Annotated in this window: 19 protein-coding genes; 8 read left to right on the forward strand and 11 right to left on the reverse strand. The window is 71.7% G+C overall.

Translation table 11 applies throughout. The features are described 5' to 3' along the window. The coding region (locus KBX53_RS04995) for an FAD-dependent oxidoreductase (protein WP_210857960.1) at window positions 1-511 on the reverse strand (511 nt) is incomplete at its 3' end. Window positions 512-592: 81 nt separating this feature from the next. Between KBX53_RS04995 and KBX53_RS05000 the strand changes: the two genes are divergently transcribed. Then, window positions 593-811: a DUF3072 domain-containing protein gene (locus KBX53_RS05000; RefSeq protein WP_210857968.1), complete on the forward strand. Its 219-nt coding sequence runs from the start codon at window positions 593-595 to the stop codon at window positions 809-811. Between the two features lie 9 nt (window positions 812-820). Here KBX53_RS05000 and KBX53_RS05005 read toward each other — a convergent pair whose 3' ends face one another. Both KBX53_RS05005 and KBX53_RS05010 read right to left on the reverse strand, forming a co-directional pair. Next, complete coding sequence (locus KBX53_RS05005; RefSeq protein WP_030335007.1) at window positions 821-1,321, reverse strand: metallophosphoesterase; 501 nt, start codon at window positions 1,319-1,321, stop codon at window positions 821-823. A 105-nt stretch (window positions 1,322-1,426) separates the two neighbouring features. Continuing rightward, on the reverse strand, window positions 1,427-3,256 hold the full coding sequence (locus KBX53_RS05010; protein WP_210857961.1) for a glycoside hydrolase family 15 protein: 1,830 nt from the start codon (window positions 3,254-3,256) through the stop codon (window positions 1,427-1,429). A 112-nt stretch (window positions 3,257-3,368) separates the two neighbouring features. Between KBX53_RS05010 and KBX53_RS05015 the strand changes: the two genes are divergently transcribed. Further along, window positions 3,369-3,956, forward strand: coding sequence for a general stress protein (locus tag KBX53_RS05015; RefSeq protein ID WP_030335011.1), 588 nt, complete (start codon window positions 3,369-3,371; stop codon window positions 3,954-3,956). Between the two features lie 45 nt (window positions 3,957-4,001). Here the strand turns inward: KBX53_RS05015 and KBX53_RS05020 are convergent, their stop codons facing one another. Together KBX53_RS05020 and KBX53_RS05025 are read right to left on the reverse strand one after the other, a co-directional pair. Beyond that, on the reverse strand, window positions 4,002-4,589 hold the full coding sequence (locus tag KBX53_RS05020; RefSeq protein ID WP_030335013.1) for a DUF1684 domain-containing protein: 588 nt from the start codon (window positions 4,587-4,589) through the stop codon (window positions 4,002-4,004). A gap of 33 nt (window positions 4,590-4,622) precedes the next feature. Beyond that, the gene (locus tag KBX53_RS05025) at window positions 4,623-5,192 is read right to left on the reverse strand and encodes a TetR/AcrR family transcriptional regulator (protein WP_030335014.1); all 570 of its coding nucleotides are present in this window, start codon (window positions 5,190-5,192) and stop codon (window positions 4,623-4,625) included. Window positions 5,193-5,240: 48 nt separating this feature from the next. Between KBX53_RS05025 and KBX53_RS05030 the strand changes: the two genes are divergently transcribed. Continuing rightward, window positions 5,241-5,729, forward strand: a complete 489-nt coding sequence (locus KBX53_RS05030; protein WP_030335017.1) for an FBP domain-containing protein — start codon at window positions 5,241-5,243, stop codon at window positions 5,727-5,729. Between the two features lie 89 nt (window positions 5,730-5,818). Here the strand turns inward: KBX53_RS05030 and KBX53_RS05035 are convergent, their stop codons facing one another. After that, window positions 5,819-6,352 (reverse strand): GNAT family N-acetyltransferase, encoded by a 534-nt coding sequence (locus KBX53_RS05035; RefSeq protein WP_210857962.1) that lies wholly within the window; start codon window positions 6,350-6,352, stop codon window positions 5,819-5,821. Between the two features lie 157 nt (window positions 6,353-6,509). On the opposite strand from KBX53_RS05035, the gene KBX53_RS05040 reads away from it, so the two are divergent. Together KBX53_RS05040 and KBX53_RS05045 are read left to right on the forward strand one after the other, a co-directional pair. Then, window positions 6,510-6,992 (forward strand): MarR family winged helix-turn-helix transcriptional regulator, encoded by a 483-nt coding sequence (locus tag KBX53_RS05040; protein WP_210857963.1) that lies wholly within the window; start codon window positions 6,510-6,512, stop codon window positions 6,990-6,992. 11 nt (window positions 6,993-7,003) lie between these two features. Next, complete coding sequence (locus KBX53_RS05045; RefSeq protein WP_210857964.1) at window positions 7,004-7,990, forward strand: pirin family protein; 987 nt, start codon at window positions 7,004-7,006, stop codon at window positions 7,988-7,990. Window positions 7,991-8,054: 64 nt separating this feature from the next. Here KBX53_RS05045 and KBX53_RS36825 read toward each other — a convergent pair whose 3' ends face one another. Further along, entirely contained in the window at window positions 8,055-8,183 is a 129-nt protein-coding gene (locus KBX53_RS36825) for a hypothetical protein (protein WP_256443318.1), read from the reverse strand. Between the two features lie 134 nt (window positions 8,184-8,317). Here KBX53_RS36825 and KBX53_RS05050 point away from each other — a divergent pair, with 134 nt between their 5' ends. Then, window positions 8,318-9,907, forward strand: coding sequence for a phospholipase D-like domain-containing protein (locus KBX53_RS05050; RefSeq protein WP_210857965.1), 1,590 nt, complete (start codon window positions 8,318-8,320; stop codon window positions 9,905-9,907). Here KBX53_RS05050 and KBX53_RS05055 read toward each other — a convergent pair. Next, window positions 9,856-10,605 (reverse strand): hypothetical protein, encoded by a 750-nt coding sequence (locus KBX53_RS05055; protein WP_030335025.1) that lies wholly within the window; start codon window positions 10,603-10,605, stop codon window positions 9,856-9,858. The two genes, KBX53_RS05050 and KBX53_RS05055, sit on opposite strands and share 52 nt — an antisense overlap. A 377-nt stretch (window positions 10,606-10,982) precedes the next feature. Between KBX53_RS05055 and KBX53_RS05060 the strand changes: the two genes are divergently transcribed. Beyond that, window positions 10,983-11,807 carry a SigB/SigF/SigG family RNA polymerase sigma factor gene (locus KBX53_RS05060; RefSeq protein ID WP_030335027.1) on the forward strand — a complete coding sequence of 275 codons (825 nt, stop codon included), beginning with the start codon at window positions 10,983-10,985 and terminating at the stop codon, window positions 11,805-11,807. A 115-nt stretch (window positions 11,808-11,922) separates the two neighbouring features. On the opposite strand, the gene KBX53_RS05065 is transcribed toward KBX53_RS05060, so the two are convergent. Genes KBX53_RS05065 through KBX53_RS05075 form a run of 3 tightly spaced genes read right to left on the reverse strand, consistent with a single transcriptional unit; the run spans window position 11,923 to window position 14,696 of the window. Beyond that, a complete protein-coding gene (locus tag KBX53_RS05065; protein WP_030335029.1) occupies window positions 11,923-12,513 on the reverse strand; it encodes an N-acetyltransferase in 591 nt (196 codons plus the stop codon). Next, entirely contained in the window at window positions 12,510-14,021 is a 1,512-nt protein-coding gene (locus tag KBX53_RS05070; protein ID WP_210857966.1) for an APC family permease, read from the reverse strand. Before KBX53_RS05070 ends, KBX53_RS05065 begins: the two co-directional genes overlap by 4 nt. Before the next feature lie 48 nt (window positions 14,022-14,069). Then, window positions 14,070-14,696, reverse strand: coding sequence for a GPP34 family phosphoprotein (locus KBX53_RS05075; protein ID WP_210857967.1), 627 nt, complete (start codon window positions 14,694-14,696; stop codon window positions 14,070-14,072). A gap of 197 nt (window positions 14,697-14,893) precedes the next feature. Here KBX53_RS05075 and KBX53_RS36175 point away from each other — a divergent pair. Beyond that, on the forward strand, window positions 14,894-15,649 hold a 756-nt coding region (locus tag KBX53_RS36175; protein ID WP_309140714.1), incomplete at its 3' end, for a Scr1 family TA system antitoxin-like transcriptional regulator.

Genomic DNA, 15,649 nt, shown 5'->3' on the forward strand with positions numbered 1-15,649 from the left:
CCTGCACCACCCGGGTGGCGTCGGTCAGGGCCGGGTCGAGCAGCAGGGCGGCCTGCGGGCCCGGCATGGCCAGGACGACCGCCGCGCACGACTCGCCGTCCACGACCGGGCCGGGCTCCACGCCGAGCACCAACCGGTCGACGGTCACCGGCACCGCGCCGGCCAGGTGCTCGACCAGCGACCGCAGCCCACCGGGGGCGGCGAAGCGCATCGGCCCGGTCACCTCGTGGTTCCCGCTCCGGTCGTACGCCCGGAAGGTGTCGGTCCACTCGCGGACCAGCCCGGCGGCGCGCCACCGCTCGACCACTGCGACGAAGTCCGGGTCGGTGGCGGTGAAGTAGGCGGCGCCGATGTCCGCGGGACGCCCCTGGAAGCGTTTGCTGGCCATCCGGCCGCCGCGGACGTGCCCCCGCTCCCTGACCCGCACGGGCACCCCGGCCCGGGTCAACTCGACAGCACAGGCCACCCCGGCGATGCCCGCCCCGACCACCACGACGTCCGACCGGTCCATCCGATGATCGTAGGCGGTGACCGACGGGCATGAACCACGGCGATCGGGGTACTGGCACACCTGTTCGAAGAAAGGGTGATGATGATGACCGACCGCCGTAGCGAGCAGGTTGACCAGAACGCCGCGATCAAGGACCCGGACGAGTGGGTCACCGGCGACGAACCGCCGACCGCCGCCCAGGAGTCCTACCTGAGCACGCTGGCCCGGGAGGCCCATGCCGACCTCCCGGACGACCTGACCAAGGCCGAGGCGTCCAAGCGCATCGACGAACTCCAGGCCGAGACGGGCCGGGGCCGGTAACCGGGGCGGTCAGGGGCGGGGCAGCGGGTGGAGCTGCACCTCGCTCAGCTCGCCCCTGTGCACGGTGGCCGTCAGGTAGGTGGCCTGGGGTTGGGCGCGGCGGTCGGTGGGTGAGCCCGGGTTGAGCAGGCGCAGCCCACCGGGCGCCACGCTGTCCCAGGGGATGTGCGAGTGCCCGAAGACCAGCAGATCGACGTCGGGAAAGCGGGCCGCGCACCGCTTCTCCCGGCCGGTCCGTGGCCCGGTCTCGTGCACGACCGCGACCCGTAGACCGTCGAGTTCGACCCGGGCCACCTCGGGCAGCCGGGCGCGCAGCGCCGGGCCGTCGTTGTTGCCGTACACCCCGATCAGTCGGCGCGAGCGCGCGGTCATGGCGTCGAGCAGTGTCTCGTCCACCCAGTCACCGGCGTGCACCACCACGTCGGCCGCCTCGATGGCCGCCCAGAGGGGACCGGGTAGATCCCGGGCCCGCTTCGGTACGTGGGTGTCCGCCGTGAGCACCAGCCGCATACCCGCATTGTCCCCCGGGCCCTGACCGTCCACCCGGCGACACGGACGCACCGGCGCCACCAGGAGCGCCGGGCGGCAGCAGCGACAGACCGGTGACGGCGCGGCTCAGCGGTTTACTGGGGAGAAGTACGCCGGGGGCATGCCGGTCTGCCGCACCGTCGGGTCCCGTTCGACGTCGGTCAGCACACCGGCCGCGTTGATCAGGCCGATGTGCGAGAACGCCTGGGGGAAGTTGCCCAGCTGCTCCCCGGTCAACGGGTCGATCTGCTCGGCGAACAGGCCGAGGTCGTTGACCCGCTCCGCCAGCCGCCGGAACAACTCGTGCGCCCGGTCCCGCTCACCGGCCAGCGCCAGGCAGCACACCAGCCAGAACGAGCAGATCAGGAACCCCGCCGGGTCGCCGTCCCAGCGCCGCAGCAGGCCGTCGTGGGACAGCCGCCGCTCCACCGCGCGGATCGTCGAGCGCATCCGCGGGTCGTCGGCCCGCAGAAACCCGACCAGCGGCATCACCAACACCGACGCGTCCAGGTCGTCGGTCTCGAAACTCCCGGTGTACGACTGGAGCCGCTCGCTCCAGCCCCGCTCGAGCACCTCCGCGCGTACCGCGTCACGGGCGGCCGCCCAGCGGGCCACGTCCTGCGGCTCGCCGAGCGTGTCACCGAAGCGGACCGCCCGATCCAGGGCGACCCAGCACTGCACCTTCGAGGACACGTGGTGGTGCTGGATGCCACGCTCCTCCCACATCCCCGCGTCGGGCAACGACCAGTCCCGCTCGGCCTGGTCGGCGAGCACCCGCAGCACGTGCCGCACCTCCGGGTCGAACGGCTCCAGCTTGTCGCGCATCAACCAGGCGGCGTCCATCGCCTCGCCGAAGATGTCGGTCTGCCGCTGTTGCCACGCGTCGTTGCCGATCACCACCGGTGGGCTGTCGCGGTAGCCGCCGAGCTGTTCCAGTCGGTGCTCGGTGAGGTCCCGCTCCCCCAGCACCCCGTACATGATGGGCACCGGCCGGTCGTCGACGCGACCCATCGCCCGGCCCAACCAGGCGAACTGCCGCTGCACCTCGTCCAGGCACGCGGTCCGCCACAGCGCCCGCAGGGTCAGGCTGAAGTCCCGCACCCAGACGTAGCGGTAGTCGTAGTTGCGGTCCCCGCCGAGCTTCTCCGGCAGCGACGTGGTCACCGAGGCCACCACCGCGCCGCTGGGCCGGTACGTCATGCCCTGCACCACCAGCCGGCTGCGCCGCACCTGGTCGGCGTAGAGCCCGTCGTACGGGTGTTCGTCCGACCAGGAGCGCCAGCCGGCGACGGTGTCGGCGATGGTCTGGTCGGCGTCCGGCACCTCGGGCAGCGGGGCGTCGTAGGTCGGGGCGTACCCGAGGGTGAAGGTGTGTTTCGTGCCGGCGCGGGCGGTGAACGTCCCGGTGGCCTCGCCGTCGCCGGCGGTCAACCGCACGCTGCCGCGCAGGGTGAGTCGGGCGGCCCCGGCGATGGCCTCCAGCATGTCCTCCCGCTCGATCAGGTACGCGACGGTGCGGCCGTACTCGAAGCGCGGCCGGTAGTGCACCCGCATCGGCACCGAACCGGACAGCCCCTCCACCGAACGGACCAGCACCTGCGGCGAGTGCAGGCCGATGTCGTGACCGCGCGAGCCGGGCTCGAAGGCCAGCGCGTCGGTGAGCGCGACCTCCCCCTTCGCGGTGCGGAAGACCGTTCGCAGGACCAGGGTGTCGTCGAGGTAGCTGCGGTCGACGCGGTAGTCGCCCTCGGGCTGGATGGACCAGTGCCCGGCGTTGTCGTCGAGCAGCCGCGCGAACACCGACGGGGCGTCGAACCGGCCCGGGCACCACCAGTTCACCGAGCCCGCAGGGTCCACCAGCGCCGCGCTGCGCCCGTCGGCGAGGAAACCGTAGTCGCTGATCTGTCCGCTCTCCACCTGACTGCCTACCCGGGCAGTCAGGTGGCATTCCCCTGCCGCCGGGACGGCGACGGCCGCGTTACCGGTCGGCCTGGCGGGGAACCCGGGGAGCTGACGAGGGAGGATGCTCATGACGTCAGCTTCGGGGCCGGCCGCCGCCTGGCGGCCCGGCACACAGGGTGGCGACCTGCTTCCATCCGGGCCGGCCGGCCGCCTGTCGACACCGGCCGGGGACGGCCACGGGCCGCAGACCGGCCCGCCGACCGTGACGATCGGCTCGTACCCGGACTATCCGAGCGCGCAGCGGGTCGTCGACTATCTGGCCGACAACCGCTTTCCGGTGGAGCACAGCGCCATCGTCGGCACCAACCTCACCCTGGTGGAGACGGTGCTCGGGCGGATGACCACCGGTCGGGCCGCTCTGCTCGGCGCGGGCACCGGCGCCTGGTTCGGGCTCTTCATCGGCCTGTTGTTCGGCATCTTCACCGTCGGCAACTGGCTGGCGGTGATCCTGGTCGGGCTGGTCATCGGTGCGATCTGGGGTGCCGTGTTCGGCGCTGTCGCGCATGCCATGACGGGCGGGCAGCGGGACTTCACCTCGGCCAGCTCACTGCGGGCCGGCCAGTACGCGGTGACCGTCGACGCCCAGCTCGCCGACCAGGCGCGACAGCTGCTCGGTCGGATGCAGATGCCCGGTTCGGCGGCGAACGCCCGCTGAGCGAACGATCGACCGGCCGTCCCGGCAGCACGCCGGGGCGGCCGGTCAGTCGTGGTACGCCATCTCGCCGGCGCGCAGTGGCACGTCGACCCGGTTCTCCGGGGGCGCCAGCGGACAGGCCCAACGGTCGTCGTAGGCGCAGCTGGGGTTGTAGAGGTAGTTCGCGTCGAGCCGGACCCGGTCGCCGGGCAGCAGCTCGACACCCCGGCCGAAGGTGCCCTTCACCGTGTCGGTGAGGTACCGCCCACCCCCGTAGCTCTCCCGCCCGCAGGTGCCGTCGCGCAGCGGAACGAACAGCCCACCCCCGTACGCCTCGATCCACCAGAGGGTCAGCGACCCCCACGTCGTCTCGGCCACCGCGACCCGCCGGTACGCGACCACCCCGTCCGGGCCGCCGGTGTCGATGCGCAGCTCGCCGCTGGCCGGGCGCAGCGGCGCCTCGACCACGGCCTCGGGATTGGGTGGGAAGTAACGCACCCCGGGAAAGCCGGGCCGCTGCGCCACGGGGATCGGGCTCTGCGGGTGGGTGGCGAAGAGTTCGTCGCGGCCGGCCCGGAAGCCGATCAGGTCGACGTCGGACAGGTACAGCCGGGCGACCCGCTCCCGCCAGTCGGCCAACTCCAGATCATCCACAGCACCGAGCCTATGCCGTGCCGCCACGGCAGCTCAGCGCGGTGGCCAGTTGGTGAGCACGGCGTCGAGGGCGTCCAGGGCGCGCGACCACGAGTCGTCGGTGGGGCGCGGGGTGTGCCGGAACCCGCCGGTCCGCTCCAGGCTCACGAACCCGTGGAACGTGCTGTGCATCATCCGCACCGCGTCGGTCTGGTCGGGCTCGGAGAGTCGGTAGCCGCGCAGGATCGCCCGGGTCATCTCGGCGTGCCGGACGCCCGCGCTCGCGGCGGCGGTCTCCGGGTCGAGGTCGATCTGCATGGCGGCGTACCGGCCCGGGTGCTCGCGCGCATAGTCGCGGTACGCGTTGGCGAAGGCCACCAGCGCGTCCTTGCCGGCCCGGCCGGCGAGCGCGTCGGCGACCCGGTCGGCCAGCTCCGCCAGCGCCAGCAGAGCGATCCTGACCCGCAGCTCGTGCGCGTTCCTCAGGTGGAAGTACAGGCTGGCGTCCTTCACCCCGAACTGGCGGGCGAGCGCGGCGACAGTCACGTTCTCCACGCCCACCTCGTCGGCCAGCTCGGCTGCGGCCAGCGTCAGGCGCTCGGCGGTCACTCCGGCACGTGCCATCCAACACACCCCTCTAGTTTTTTGCCTAGTAGGACTAGGCTGGCACCTATGTTAGCCCCAACCGAGTCCGCCATCCGCGCGTCCTTCGTCAACACCACCCAGGGCGAGGCGAAGCGGCTGGCCCTACCACATGATCTTGACGCGCGATCCTGGAGCGACCTCGACTTCCTCGGCTGGCGGGACCCCGCCGCGCCGCAGCGGGCCTATCTCGTCACCGAGACCGACGGCGAGCTGGTCGGCGTCGCGCTGCGGGTCGCACCGCAGCAGACCGGGCGGGTGCGACGCAGCATGTGCTCGCTCTGCCTGACCACGCACACCGGCGACGGCGTCTCGCTGATGACCGCGCGCAAGGCCGGTTCCGGCGGACGGCAGGGCAACTCGGTGGGCGTGTACGTCTGCTCCGACCTGGCCTGCTCGCTCTACCTGCGGGGCAAGAAGCACGCCGGGCCCCGCATGCACGAGACGCTGACAGTGGCGGAGAAGATCGACCGCACCACTGCCACCCTCACGGCGTTCCTTCGCAAGGTCACCGAGTGACGGTTTCGCGCCGACGGCGCTCGCCCGTCCCCGGTTAGCGGTCGGCGGCCGTCCGTCCCCGGCTAGCGGTCGGCGGCCGTCCGTCCCGGCTAGCCGTCGGTGGCGAGGCGGGCGTGCAGGTGCTCGTCGTAGCGGCGGCCGTCGCCGTACCGGTACGACTCGCGCAGGGTCCCCTCGGCCGGGTAGCCGGCCCGCTCCGCGACCCGGCAGGACGCCGGGTTGGCCACCGCGTGGCAGAGCTCCACCCGGTGCAGCCCGAGGTCCGCGAACGCCCAGTCGGTGAGCCGGACGACGGCGCGCAGCGCCACGTGACGCCCGCGCGCCGCCGGCGTCGTCCAGTAGCCGATGGAGGCGTCGCCGTGCCGGATGTGGTGCAGCGACACCGAACCCAGCAGGCCGCCGTCGACCGCCGAGGTCACCGCCAGGGAGGCGTGGTCCCCGGCGGACCAGTCGGCGCGGCGGCGTACCCAGAGCAGCGCCACCTCGTCGTCGATCAGGCCGTCACCCTGCGGGTTCCACTGGGCGATGGCCGGGTCACGAAGGGCGTCACGCACCGCCGGAGCGTCCTCGTCCCGCCAGGGCCGCAGCAACAGCTCGCCGGCAGCGAGTTCCACGTGTTCCACGAGGCCGGAGTCTGGCACATCGCACCGCCTTCGCGCCGCCGGATTACCCCACCTTTTCTTCAAAACTGCACGAGCCACCCGTGGGACGCGAGGAAAGTGACCCAGACAACGCCCAACCGCAGTAGTTAAGTTTTGAAGTAGTGCTATCGTCGTGGGCATGACCGAGAGCCTGGACAGCACCCGAGAGGCCGCCTGGCGGGCCTACATCGAGGCCAGCCAGCGTCTCTACACCCAGTTGGAAGAGGAGCTGCGGGCCGACTGCGACCTCAGCTTCGCCGACTACCACGTGCTGGTCCTGCTCTCCGAGGCACCGGCGCAGCGGCTCCGGATGGGCGAGCTGGCCAGCCGGTTGATCTTCTCGCCCAGCCGCCTCACCTATCAGGTCTCCTCCATGCAGCGTCGTGGCCTGGTCAGCAAGGAGCCCTGCCCGGACGACCGGCGCGGCAGCGAGGCGGTGCTCACCGCGGCCGGGCTGCTCGCGCTACGGGAAGCCGCACCCCACCATCTGGCGTCGGTGCGCACCCATCTGATGGACGACCTCGACGACGCCGAGGTCGCCTGCCTCACCCGGGTCATCGATCGGCTCGGCGAGCGCCGGCGGGCATCGCGGGTCGGCTCGACCACCCCTGCCCCACGTTAGGAGCCTTCGACATGCCCGCGATCACCGTTGACAATGTTCTCGTCCTGCCCCGCCTGCCTCGACTCGACGAGGCCACCACGATCCGACCGGTCCGCACGGTGACCACCGCGCCCAGCGGCTTCGAGGGTGAGGGCTTCCCGGTCCGCCGTGCCTTCGCCGGGGTGTCGACCGCCGACCTGGACCCGTTCATCCACCTCGACCAGATGGGCGAGGTCGACTACGCGCCGGGCGAGCCCAAGGGAACACCGTGGCACCCGCACCGCGGCTTCGAAACCGTCACGTACATCATCGACGGCGTCTTCGACCACCAGGACTCCAACGGCGGTGGCGGCACCATCACCGACGGCGACACCCAGTGGATGACGGCGGGCAGCGGCCTGCTGCACATCGAGGCCCCACCGGAGCACCTGGTGGTCAGCGGCGGGCTCTTCCACGGCACCCAGCTGTGGGTCAACCTGCCCCGCTCGGCCAAGATGAACCCGCCCCGCTACCAGGACATCCGGGGGCGCGAGTCGGCGCTGCTCACCACGCCTGACGGCGGCGCGCTGATCCGGGTCATCGCCGGCGAGGTCGCCGGGCACCGCGGCCCGGGTTCGACCTTCACCCCGATCACCATCACGCACGTCACCGTGCAGCCGGGCGCGCAGGTCGACCTGCCCTGGCGCCCCGACTTCAACGCCCTGGTGTACGTGCTGGGCGGTCGCGGCACCGTCGGCGCCGACCGGCGGCCGGTGCGTACCGGCCAGCTCGCGGTGCACGGCCCGGGTGACGCGCTGCGGTTCGGCGCCAACACCACGCAGGACAGCAACACCCCGGCGCGGGACCTCTACATCATGGGTGGTCAGCCGATCCGGGAGCCGGTGGCACAGTACGGCCCGGTCGTGATGAACACCCGCGACGAGCTGCTCAAGGCGTTCGAGGACTTCCAGGCCGGCCGCCTCGGCGTGATCCCCACCGAGCGGCTCCCGCACACCGGCGGCCAGGGCGCCCGGCCCTGACCACGATCGACCACTGAGATCGGCGCCGACGCCTCCGGTTCACCCCGGGGGCGTCGGCGCCGCCTCAGGAGACCGCAAAAATCCCGGCGACACCCAGAATCACCATCACCAACACCGCTACCAGCGCACCCCGCTCGCTCTCCACCGCCGGCTCGCGGTTCTCGGTCATGGGGTTCGTCGTGTCGCGGGGCATCGTGTGGCCTCCTCGGCTGTTGTCGCGTCACTTGCGATGGCGTTGGCCAGGTCACCGCTCGGTTCGCCTGGCGTGCGGACCCGCGGCGGGGGTCCTACCGTGAGGACGTTGCCGACCTCCAGGAGGGCTGGACGGTGCCGTTGCAGGACTGGTTTCTCACCGCTGAGGAACGCGCCAACCCGGTCTCTGGCATACCCGTGTGGACCACGGGAAACCTCGCTGAGCCGTTGATTCACGGTGCCGCCTACTTCGACCGGCTGGTCGACGAGGTCGAGGCGCTGGGCGCCGGGGACCACCTGTTCTTCACCGACTGGCGGGGTGACCCGGACCAGCGGCTGCGCCCGGACGGCCCGACCGTGGCCCAGCTCTTCGCTCAGGCCGCCCAACGCGGCGTGGTGGTCAAGGGGTTGATCTGGCGGTCGCACCTCGATGTCCTGGCGTACAGCGAGGCGGAGAACCGCGACCTCAGCGAGACGATCTCGGCCGCCGGCGGGGAGGTGCTGCTGGACCAACGGGTCCGGCGCGGCGGCTCGCACCACCAGAAGCTCGTGGTGCTGCGACACCCGGGCGCACCCGAGCGGGACATCGCCTTTGCCGGCGGGATCGACCTGTGCCACAGCCGCCGCGATGACGCCGCGCACCACGGGGATCCGCAGCCGGTGCAGATGTCCCAGCGGTACGGGCCCAATCCGCCCTGGCACGACGTGCAGCTCGCGGTGCGCGGTCCGGTGGTCGGCGCGTTGGACACCCTGTTCCGGGAACGCTGGACCGACCCGATGCCGCTGGACTCGGAGAACCCGATGGCCTACCTGCGGGATCGGCTGCGCGGCTCGGACCTGCGCCCCGACCCGCTGCCCGAGCAGCCGGCGGATCCGCCGCCCTGCGGTCCGCACCAGATCCAGGTGCTGCTCACCTATCCGGCCGTCCGTCCCCGCTACTCGTTCGCACCGGACGGGGAGCGGACCGTGGCCCGGGGTTACACCAAGGCGGTCCGTCGGGCCCGCCGACTCATCTACCTGGAGGACCAGTACCTCTGGTCGGCCGAGGTCGCCGACCTGTTCGCGCACGCGCTGCGGGACAACCCGGAACTGCACCTGATCGCCGTCGTTCCCCGCCACCCGGACGTGGACGGCAAACTGGCGTTGCCACCGAACATGGTCGGGCGCGAGCAGGCGCTGTCGCTGTGTGAACGGGCCGCACCGGACCGGGTGCACGTGTTCGACGTGGAGAACCAGGCCGGCGGCCCGGTCTACGTGCACGCGAAGGTGTGTGTGGTCGACGACGTGTGGGCCAGTGTCGGCAGCGACAACTTCAACCGGCGGTCCTGGACGCACGACAGTGAGTTGTCCTGTGCGGTGCTCGACGAGACGCCGGACCAGCGGGAGCCCACCGACCCGGCGGGGCGGGGCGACGGCGCGCGCAGCTTCGCCCGGGACCTGCGACTGCGGCTGTGGCGCGAGCACCTGGACCGTGACCCGGACGGCCGGGACGACGCGGACCTGCTGGACCCGGCGGACGCCGTCGCGGCTGTCACCGCCGCCGCCGACGCGCTACAGCAGTGGTACGACGACGGCCAGGTGGGTGACCGGCCGCCCGGGCGACTACGCCCGCACCGCCCCGAACGGCTGCCGTGGTACACCAGGGCGTGGGCGCTGCCAATGTACCGGTTGGTCTACGACCCGGACGGCAGGCCGCTGCGCGCGAGACTGGCCGGCACCTGGTGAAGCGGCCGGGTGGGCTCGGGCGCGGGGGCCCGGTACACGTTCAACCCACCGGGGTAGGCGAACGACGAGCGGGGTGAGTAGTAGCCGAAGCCGATGGTCAGCGGGTTGGCCGGGCGCAGCGCGTACATCGGGTGGCCGCGCTGGAGGAACTCCACCGACTCGATCTCGAACGGGGCGACCGGCTCGGCGACGAACGGGTAGGCCGAGCTGAGCAGTTGGCCGTCGCGTCGGGTGAAGTAGCGGTGGTGCCCACTGCTGATCGCGTGCCCGGTCTCCCCCACCCGGCACCGCGCCTGGATCACCGTCGTGCCGTCGATCTCCGTCTCGGCGAGCAGGTCCTCGCCGGTCACCTCGATCCGGGTGCGCCCGGCGAACACCGGCGCGCCGCGGGCGACGGCGTACTCACGGACCAGTCGGCTGGAGGCCACGTAGTGGGTCCACCAGCCACCCGCGTTGAGGCCGCCGGGCGCGTCGACGCCCAGCAGCGAGACACCGAGGTAGGTCAGCGAGTACGCGCCGAAGCCGGAGGTCTGCGTCTCGTCGTCGACGACGTACTGATTGAGGAAGACCTGCCGGTCGGGGCGGGGGCTGAGCCCCGGCGGGACCAGGGCGGCGACGGCGTCGGGATCCGCCGGCAGCCAGCTGAAGTAGAGGGTGCGGCTGTTCACGACGAGCTGGGGAGCGGTTGGATCGAGCACGGTGCCTCCGAACCGGGTGTGTACAGGCGACGCTACGGCCGGTCCCGCCAGCGGGACAAGGACGGATAGTCGACACTCCGGCCGACTTGTCGGATTTCGTGTTGACCAGTCGCCGAGGGCCGGGGGCCGATCGGTGGAGCCGGTCGGACGACCGGGCAGCGCTTCTGCGGGCGAGAAAGCGGGTAAGGCTCCTCACAGCGACCTCAACTTCCTGCCTGTTTGCCCGTTTTGTTGCTCGACATCCCTTAAGTACATCAACCTTTCGGCTAGATTTCGGGGAGACGATCAGGTTAAGGTGACTCCCGAACGGCCCATTGGAACTTAAACCAAAGCGTCACGTCTCTTTGTCCGTGGACGAGGTGCAGGGAGGACCACCCATGACCGCGCCAACGATCACCGAGCAGCCGAGCACCGCCGCCAAGGCGAGCGCCAAGCTCGACCCGCGCGCTCTCACCGACAGCGCTGCCGACGTGCTCAACGCGATGGCGGCGCTGCCCGCCAACCACCCGTCGCGCCCCGCGCTGCGAGACCGGGCGATCGAGGCGTGGCTGCCGCTCGCCAACCACCTGGCCCACCGCTACAGCGGGCGCGGCGAGCCGAACGACGACCTGGCGCAGACCGCCGCGATCGGCCTGATCAAGGCCATCGACAAGTTCGACCCCTCGCGCGGTGTCGACTTCGCCGGTTACGCGATCCCCACCATCATCGGCGAGCTCAAGCGCCACTTCCGCGACCGCACCTGGGACATCCGGGTGCCCCGCCGGCTCCAGGAGCTGCGGCTGGCCATCTCCGACGCCAACAGCTCGCTCCTGCAGACCCTCGGCCGCTCGCCGACGGTCGCCGACATCGCCGCGCACCTCAAGCTCACCGAGGAAGAGGTGCTGGAGGGCCTGGAGGGCGCCCGCGCGTACAACGCGGTGTCGCTGTCCACCCCGACCGGCGACGGCGAGCGCGCCACCGAGCTGGGCGACATGCTCGGCGGCGAGGACAGCGAGTTCGAGCTGGCTGAGCTGCGGGTCGCCCTCGGCCCGGCACTGGCCACCCTCGACGAGCGCGAGCAGAAGATCCTCACCCTGCGCTTCTACGGCAACCTGACCCAGTCGCAGATCGCCGACCAGATCGGCGTCTCGCAGATGCACGTCTCGCGGCTGCTGACCCGGGCGCTGACCAAGCTGCGCGGCCAGCTCGACGGCACGTACTGACCGATTCACGCCAGCAGGGCCGGGTCCGATGGACCCGGCCCTGCTCGCTGTCCGTGCTGTCACGTCAACGTGACAGTGCGATCCCTGGCGTACCGGTCGCGTCGACCCGAACGGGTCAGCGGCCGACCGGCTCCCGCCACATCGGCCAGAACGGCGTGCCGTCGGGCACCCGGAACGGCTCGCCGGCCAGATAGCCGTGCTTCGCGTACAGGTCCCGGCTGCGCGGGCTGCTCGCCTCCAGGTACGCCGGCATCCCGTTGGCGTCCAGCCAGGCGTGGTGGTGGCGCATCAACGCGCTACCCAACCCCTGCCCCTGCCGGTCCGGCCGGGTCGCCAGGAAGGCGAGGTGGTGGTGATCCGGATGCGGATGGTTCGCCGCGAACAGCTCGTCGAGGTGCTGGAACCGGTCGGTCCACTCGCCGCAGGCGGCAGCCAGTCGGGCGTCGTAGTCCGCCGGCGGCGGCGCTGGCTCGCCGACCGACGGAAACCAGACGGCGACCGAGGCGCGATCCGCCGTGGCGTGCACCATGCCGTGCCGCATCGCGTGCCCGACCAGGATCTCGAAGTCCCCGGCCAGCACGGCCTCCCGCTTACTCGCGTCCGGGACCAGCCACGTCGTCACCTCCAGGACGGTGAACGCCTCGGCGATCCGACCCGCCACGAGGCTGGTCTCCTCCGGTCCGAGCCGCTCGATGACCACGCTCATCGGGTCACCTCCACGGCGGCCGGCGGCGGCGACGTGACGGCGGCGGCGGCGCTCGCCGCGCCCAGGCCGATCCGGGCGTACGTGTCCGGACGGTTGCTGCGCAGTAGCAGGGCCCAGCCGATGCCCAGCAGGGCCGCCACCGGGTACGCGGCGGGCAGCGCCCAGCGCAGGGTGGAGTCCGGGGAGACGCCGAGCAGGTTGGCGAAGTTCGACACGGCCAACCAGATGATCACGAAGAGCGCGATGGTGGCCAGGCCGGGCGCGATGGCCCGCCGCCAGAGGTTCTCACCGCTGGCCGAGCGGGCGAAGTAGGCGATCACCGCCACCGAGGTGGTGGCGATCAACAGCAGGACGCCGAAACCGCCGGTGGTGCCGACCCAGAAGAACAACTGGACCACCGGGTCCCAGTCGTTGATCGCGTACAGCAGGATGACCAGCAGCCCGAGGACGCTCTGCGCCACCGAGGCGGCCCGCGGTGCCCCGGTCCGGGCCGAGGTCTGCCCGAACACCGCCGGCAGCACCCGCTCCCGACCGAGTGCGAACGTGTAGCGGGCCGTGGTGTTGTGGAACGAGATCATCGCGGCCAGCACCGAGGTCAGGAAGAGCACCTGCCCGATGGTGACCACGGTGTCGCCGAGCTGCGCGGCGGCCAGGTTGAAGATCAGCTCGATGCTCTGCTCGCCGGCCGCGGCGACGATCTGGTCCTGCCCGACGGCGACCGTCATGGTCCAGGACGACAGCGCGTACAGCCCGGCGATGATCGCCACCGAGAGGTAGGTGGCCAGCGGCACCGTCCGCTTCGGGTCCTTGCTCTCCTCGCTGAAGACCACCGCCGACTCGAAGCCGACGAAGCCGAGGATGGCCAGCACCAGCACCGCGCCGACGCCGGGCACGAAGAGGTTGTCCGGCGAGAACGAGGCGAAGCCGACCTGACCGTCGGCCGGGTTGCTGATCTGTCCGAGGTCGAAGACGAGAACCACCACGATCTCGGCGACCAGCAGCGCGGCCAGGACCATGCCGTTGAGGTCGACCCGGAGCAGGCCGAGCAGGCCGACCAACGCCCAGGCCACCAGGGCCACGACGGCCCAGTGCGGGTGCCCCCCGAAGAGCCGGTCCAGCACCGGCTGGGCCGCCGCCCCGATGGTGCCGTACAGCCCGACCTGCAACGCGTTGTACGCGATCAGCGCGACCCAGGCGGCGCCCACGCCGGCCGGTCGGCCGAGACCCCGGGAGATGTAGGCGTAGAAGGCGCCGGCGTTCTCCACCCGGCGCGACATCGCCACGTAACCCACCGAGAAGAGCGCGAGCACCGCGGCGATCAGCAGGAAGGCCAGCGGGATTCCGGTCACCCCGATGACGCCGTAGCCGGTGGTGACGACGCCGGCCACCACGGTCAGCGGCGCCGCGGCGGAGTGGACGAAGAAGATGACCGACGGGATGCCGAGGCGACCTCGGGCCAGGGCTTCGGAGACGTTGCTGGGTCGGTCGACTGTCGATGTCGGGGGCATACGACTACTCCGGTTGTCGAGGGGAGGGTTGGGGGTTACCGGGACGGGTCAGGGGATGCCGCGCAGCACGGCGGCGCCGACGGCGGCCTCGGTGTGCCCGACGAGTTCCTTGAGCGGGGCCGGCAGCGCGGGGATGAGGACGTTCAACCGGTGGTGGGCCCGGGGGCCGGCGCTCCACAGCACCTCGCGGGTCAGCCCGGCGGCCACGACCAGGCCGAGCAGCAGCGCGTCCGGGACGCCCGGCGGGTCCGGCCGGTCCAGCAGGGCCCGCAGCCGGGTGGCCGGCCAGGCCACCGCGTTGAGGTCGATCGGCAGGTAGGTGACTGTGGTACGCAGCAGCCGGCGGCTCTCCTGCCGGCGCAGCACCCCGGAGCGGGCCAGCCGCTCCCCCACCGAGGTCGTCGCGCTCTGCGCCAGGAAGCTCAGCCAGGTGTTCAGTTCCCGGTGCTGCGACTCGCCGACCAGCTGGTCCAGCACGGTGTGCGCCAGCGCGTCGGCCTGCGGGCGTCGGTCGATGACGGTGACCTGCCCGCCCAGCACGGTGATGTGTCCATACAGGAGCAGCTCGCCGAGCAGCCCGCCGGCGAGCCCGAGCCCCGTCGCCGCCGGGTGCAGTTTGGCCTTGCCGCGACTGGCGTTGTGTGCGATCAGGAAGAACTCTGCGGCGATGAGCAACGGTCCTCCCGCACAGGTGTGTCCACAGTGATCGCGACCGGGAAAGGATGCACCGACAGCTACTGCAACGCAACTCCCAGATTTGAAAGTTGCACTCCGTGCAGGCGCGACCTGCGAATCTGTCGTGGCAGACTCGGACGGTGACCGCCACCCCCGCCATCCGACCCGCTGCCAGCCCGACCGTCCGGCGACGCCGCATCGCGCGGGAACTCCGCCAACTTCGGGAACGCGCGGGCATGACCCTCGATGTGGCCGCCCGTCAGCTCGACATGTCGAAGAGCAACCTCTCCCGGATCGAAACCGCGCAGATCGGCATCAAGCCACGCGATGTCCGGGCCGCCCTCGCGCTCTACGAGGTGACCGGTTCGGATGCCGAGGCGCTCATCGAGATCGCCCGAGGTGCCCAACAGCGGGGCTGGTGGCAGAACTACAGCGACGTGCTCCCCGAGTGGTTCGAGTTCTACGTCGGGCTGGAGGCCGAGGCGGCGACGCTGCGCACGTACGAGGCCGAGTCGGTGCCCGGACTGCTGCAGACCGAGGCGTACGCCCGGGAGATCTTCCGGCGTACCGCTGGTGAGGACGGGTTGGAGCGCAAGGTCGCCGCCCGACTGCGCCGGCAGGAGGTGCTGCGCCGCGCGGACCGACGGCGGGTCGTCCTGGCCACCGCGTTGGCCGAGACCAGTCTGACCGTCCCGGGCGTGCGGATCGTGGTGGACGCCGGGCTCTCCCGGGTGCCCCGGATCGACCTGGCCCGTGGGTTGGGCGCGCTGGTCACCGTGCCGGTCTCCCGGGCCGCCGCCACCCAACGGGCCGGCCGGGCCGGCCGGGAGGCCCCCGGGTACGTCTACCGCTGCTGGTCGGCGGCGACCCACGAGCGGCTGCCCGCCCGCGCCGAACCGGAGATCGCCACCGCCGACCTGACCGGTTTCGCGCTGGAGCTGGCCGCCTGGGGC

The sequence above is a fragment of the Micromonospora sp. M51 genome (genome assembly GCF_018070305.1).
GTDB lineage: Bacteria > Actinomycetota > Actinomycetes > Mycobacteriales > Micromonosporaceae > Micromonospora > Micromonospora parva.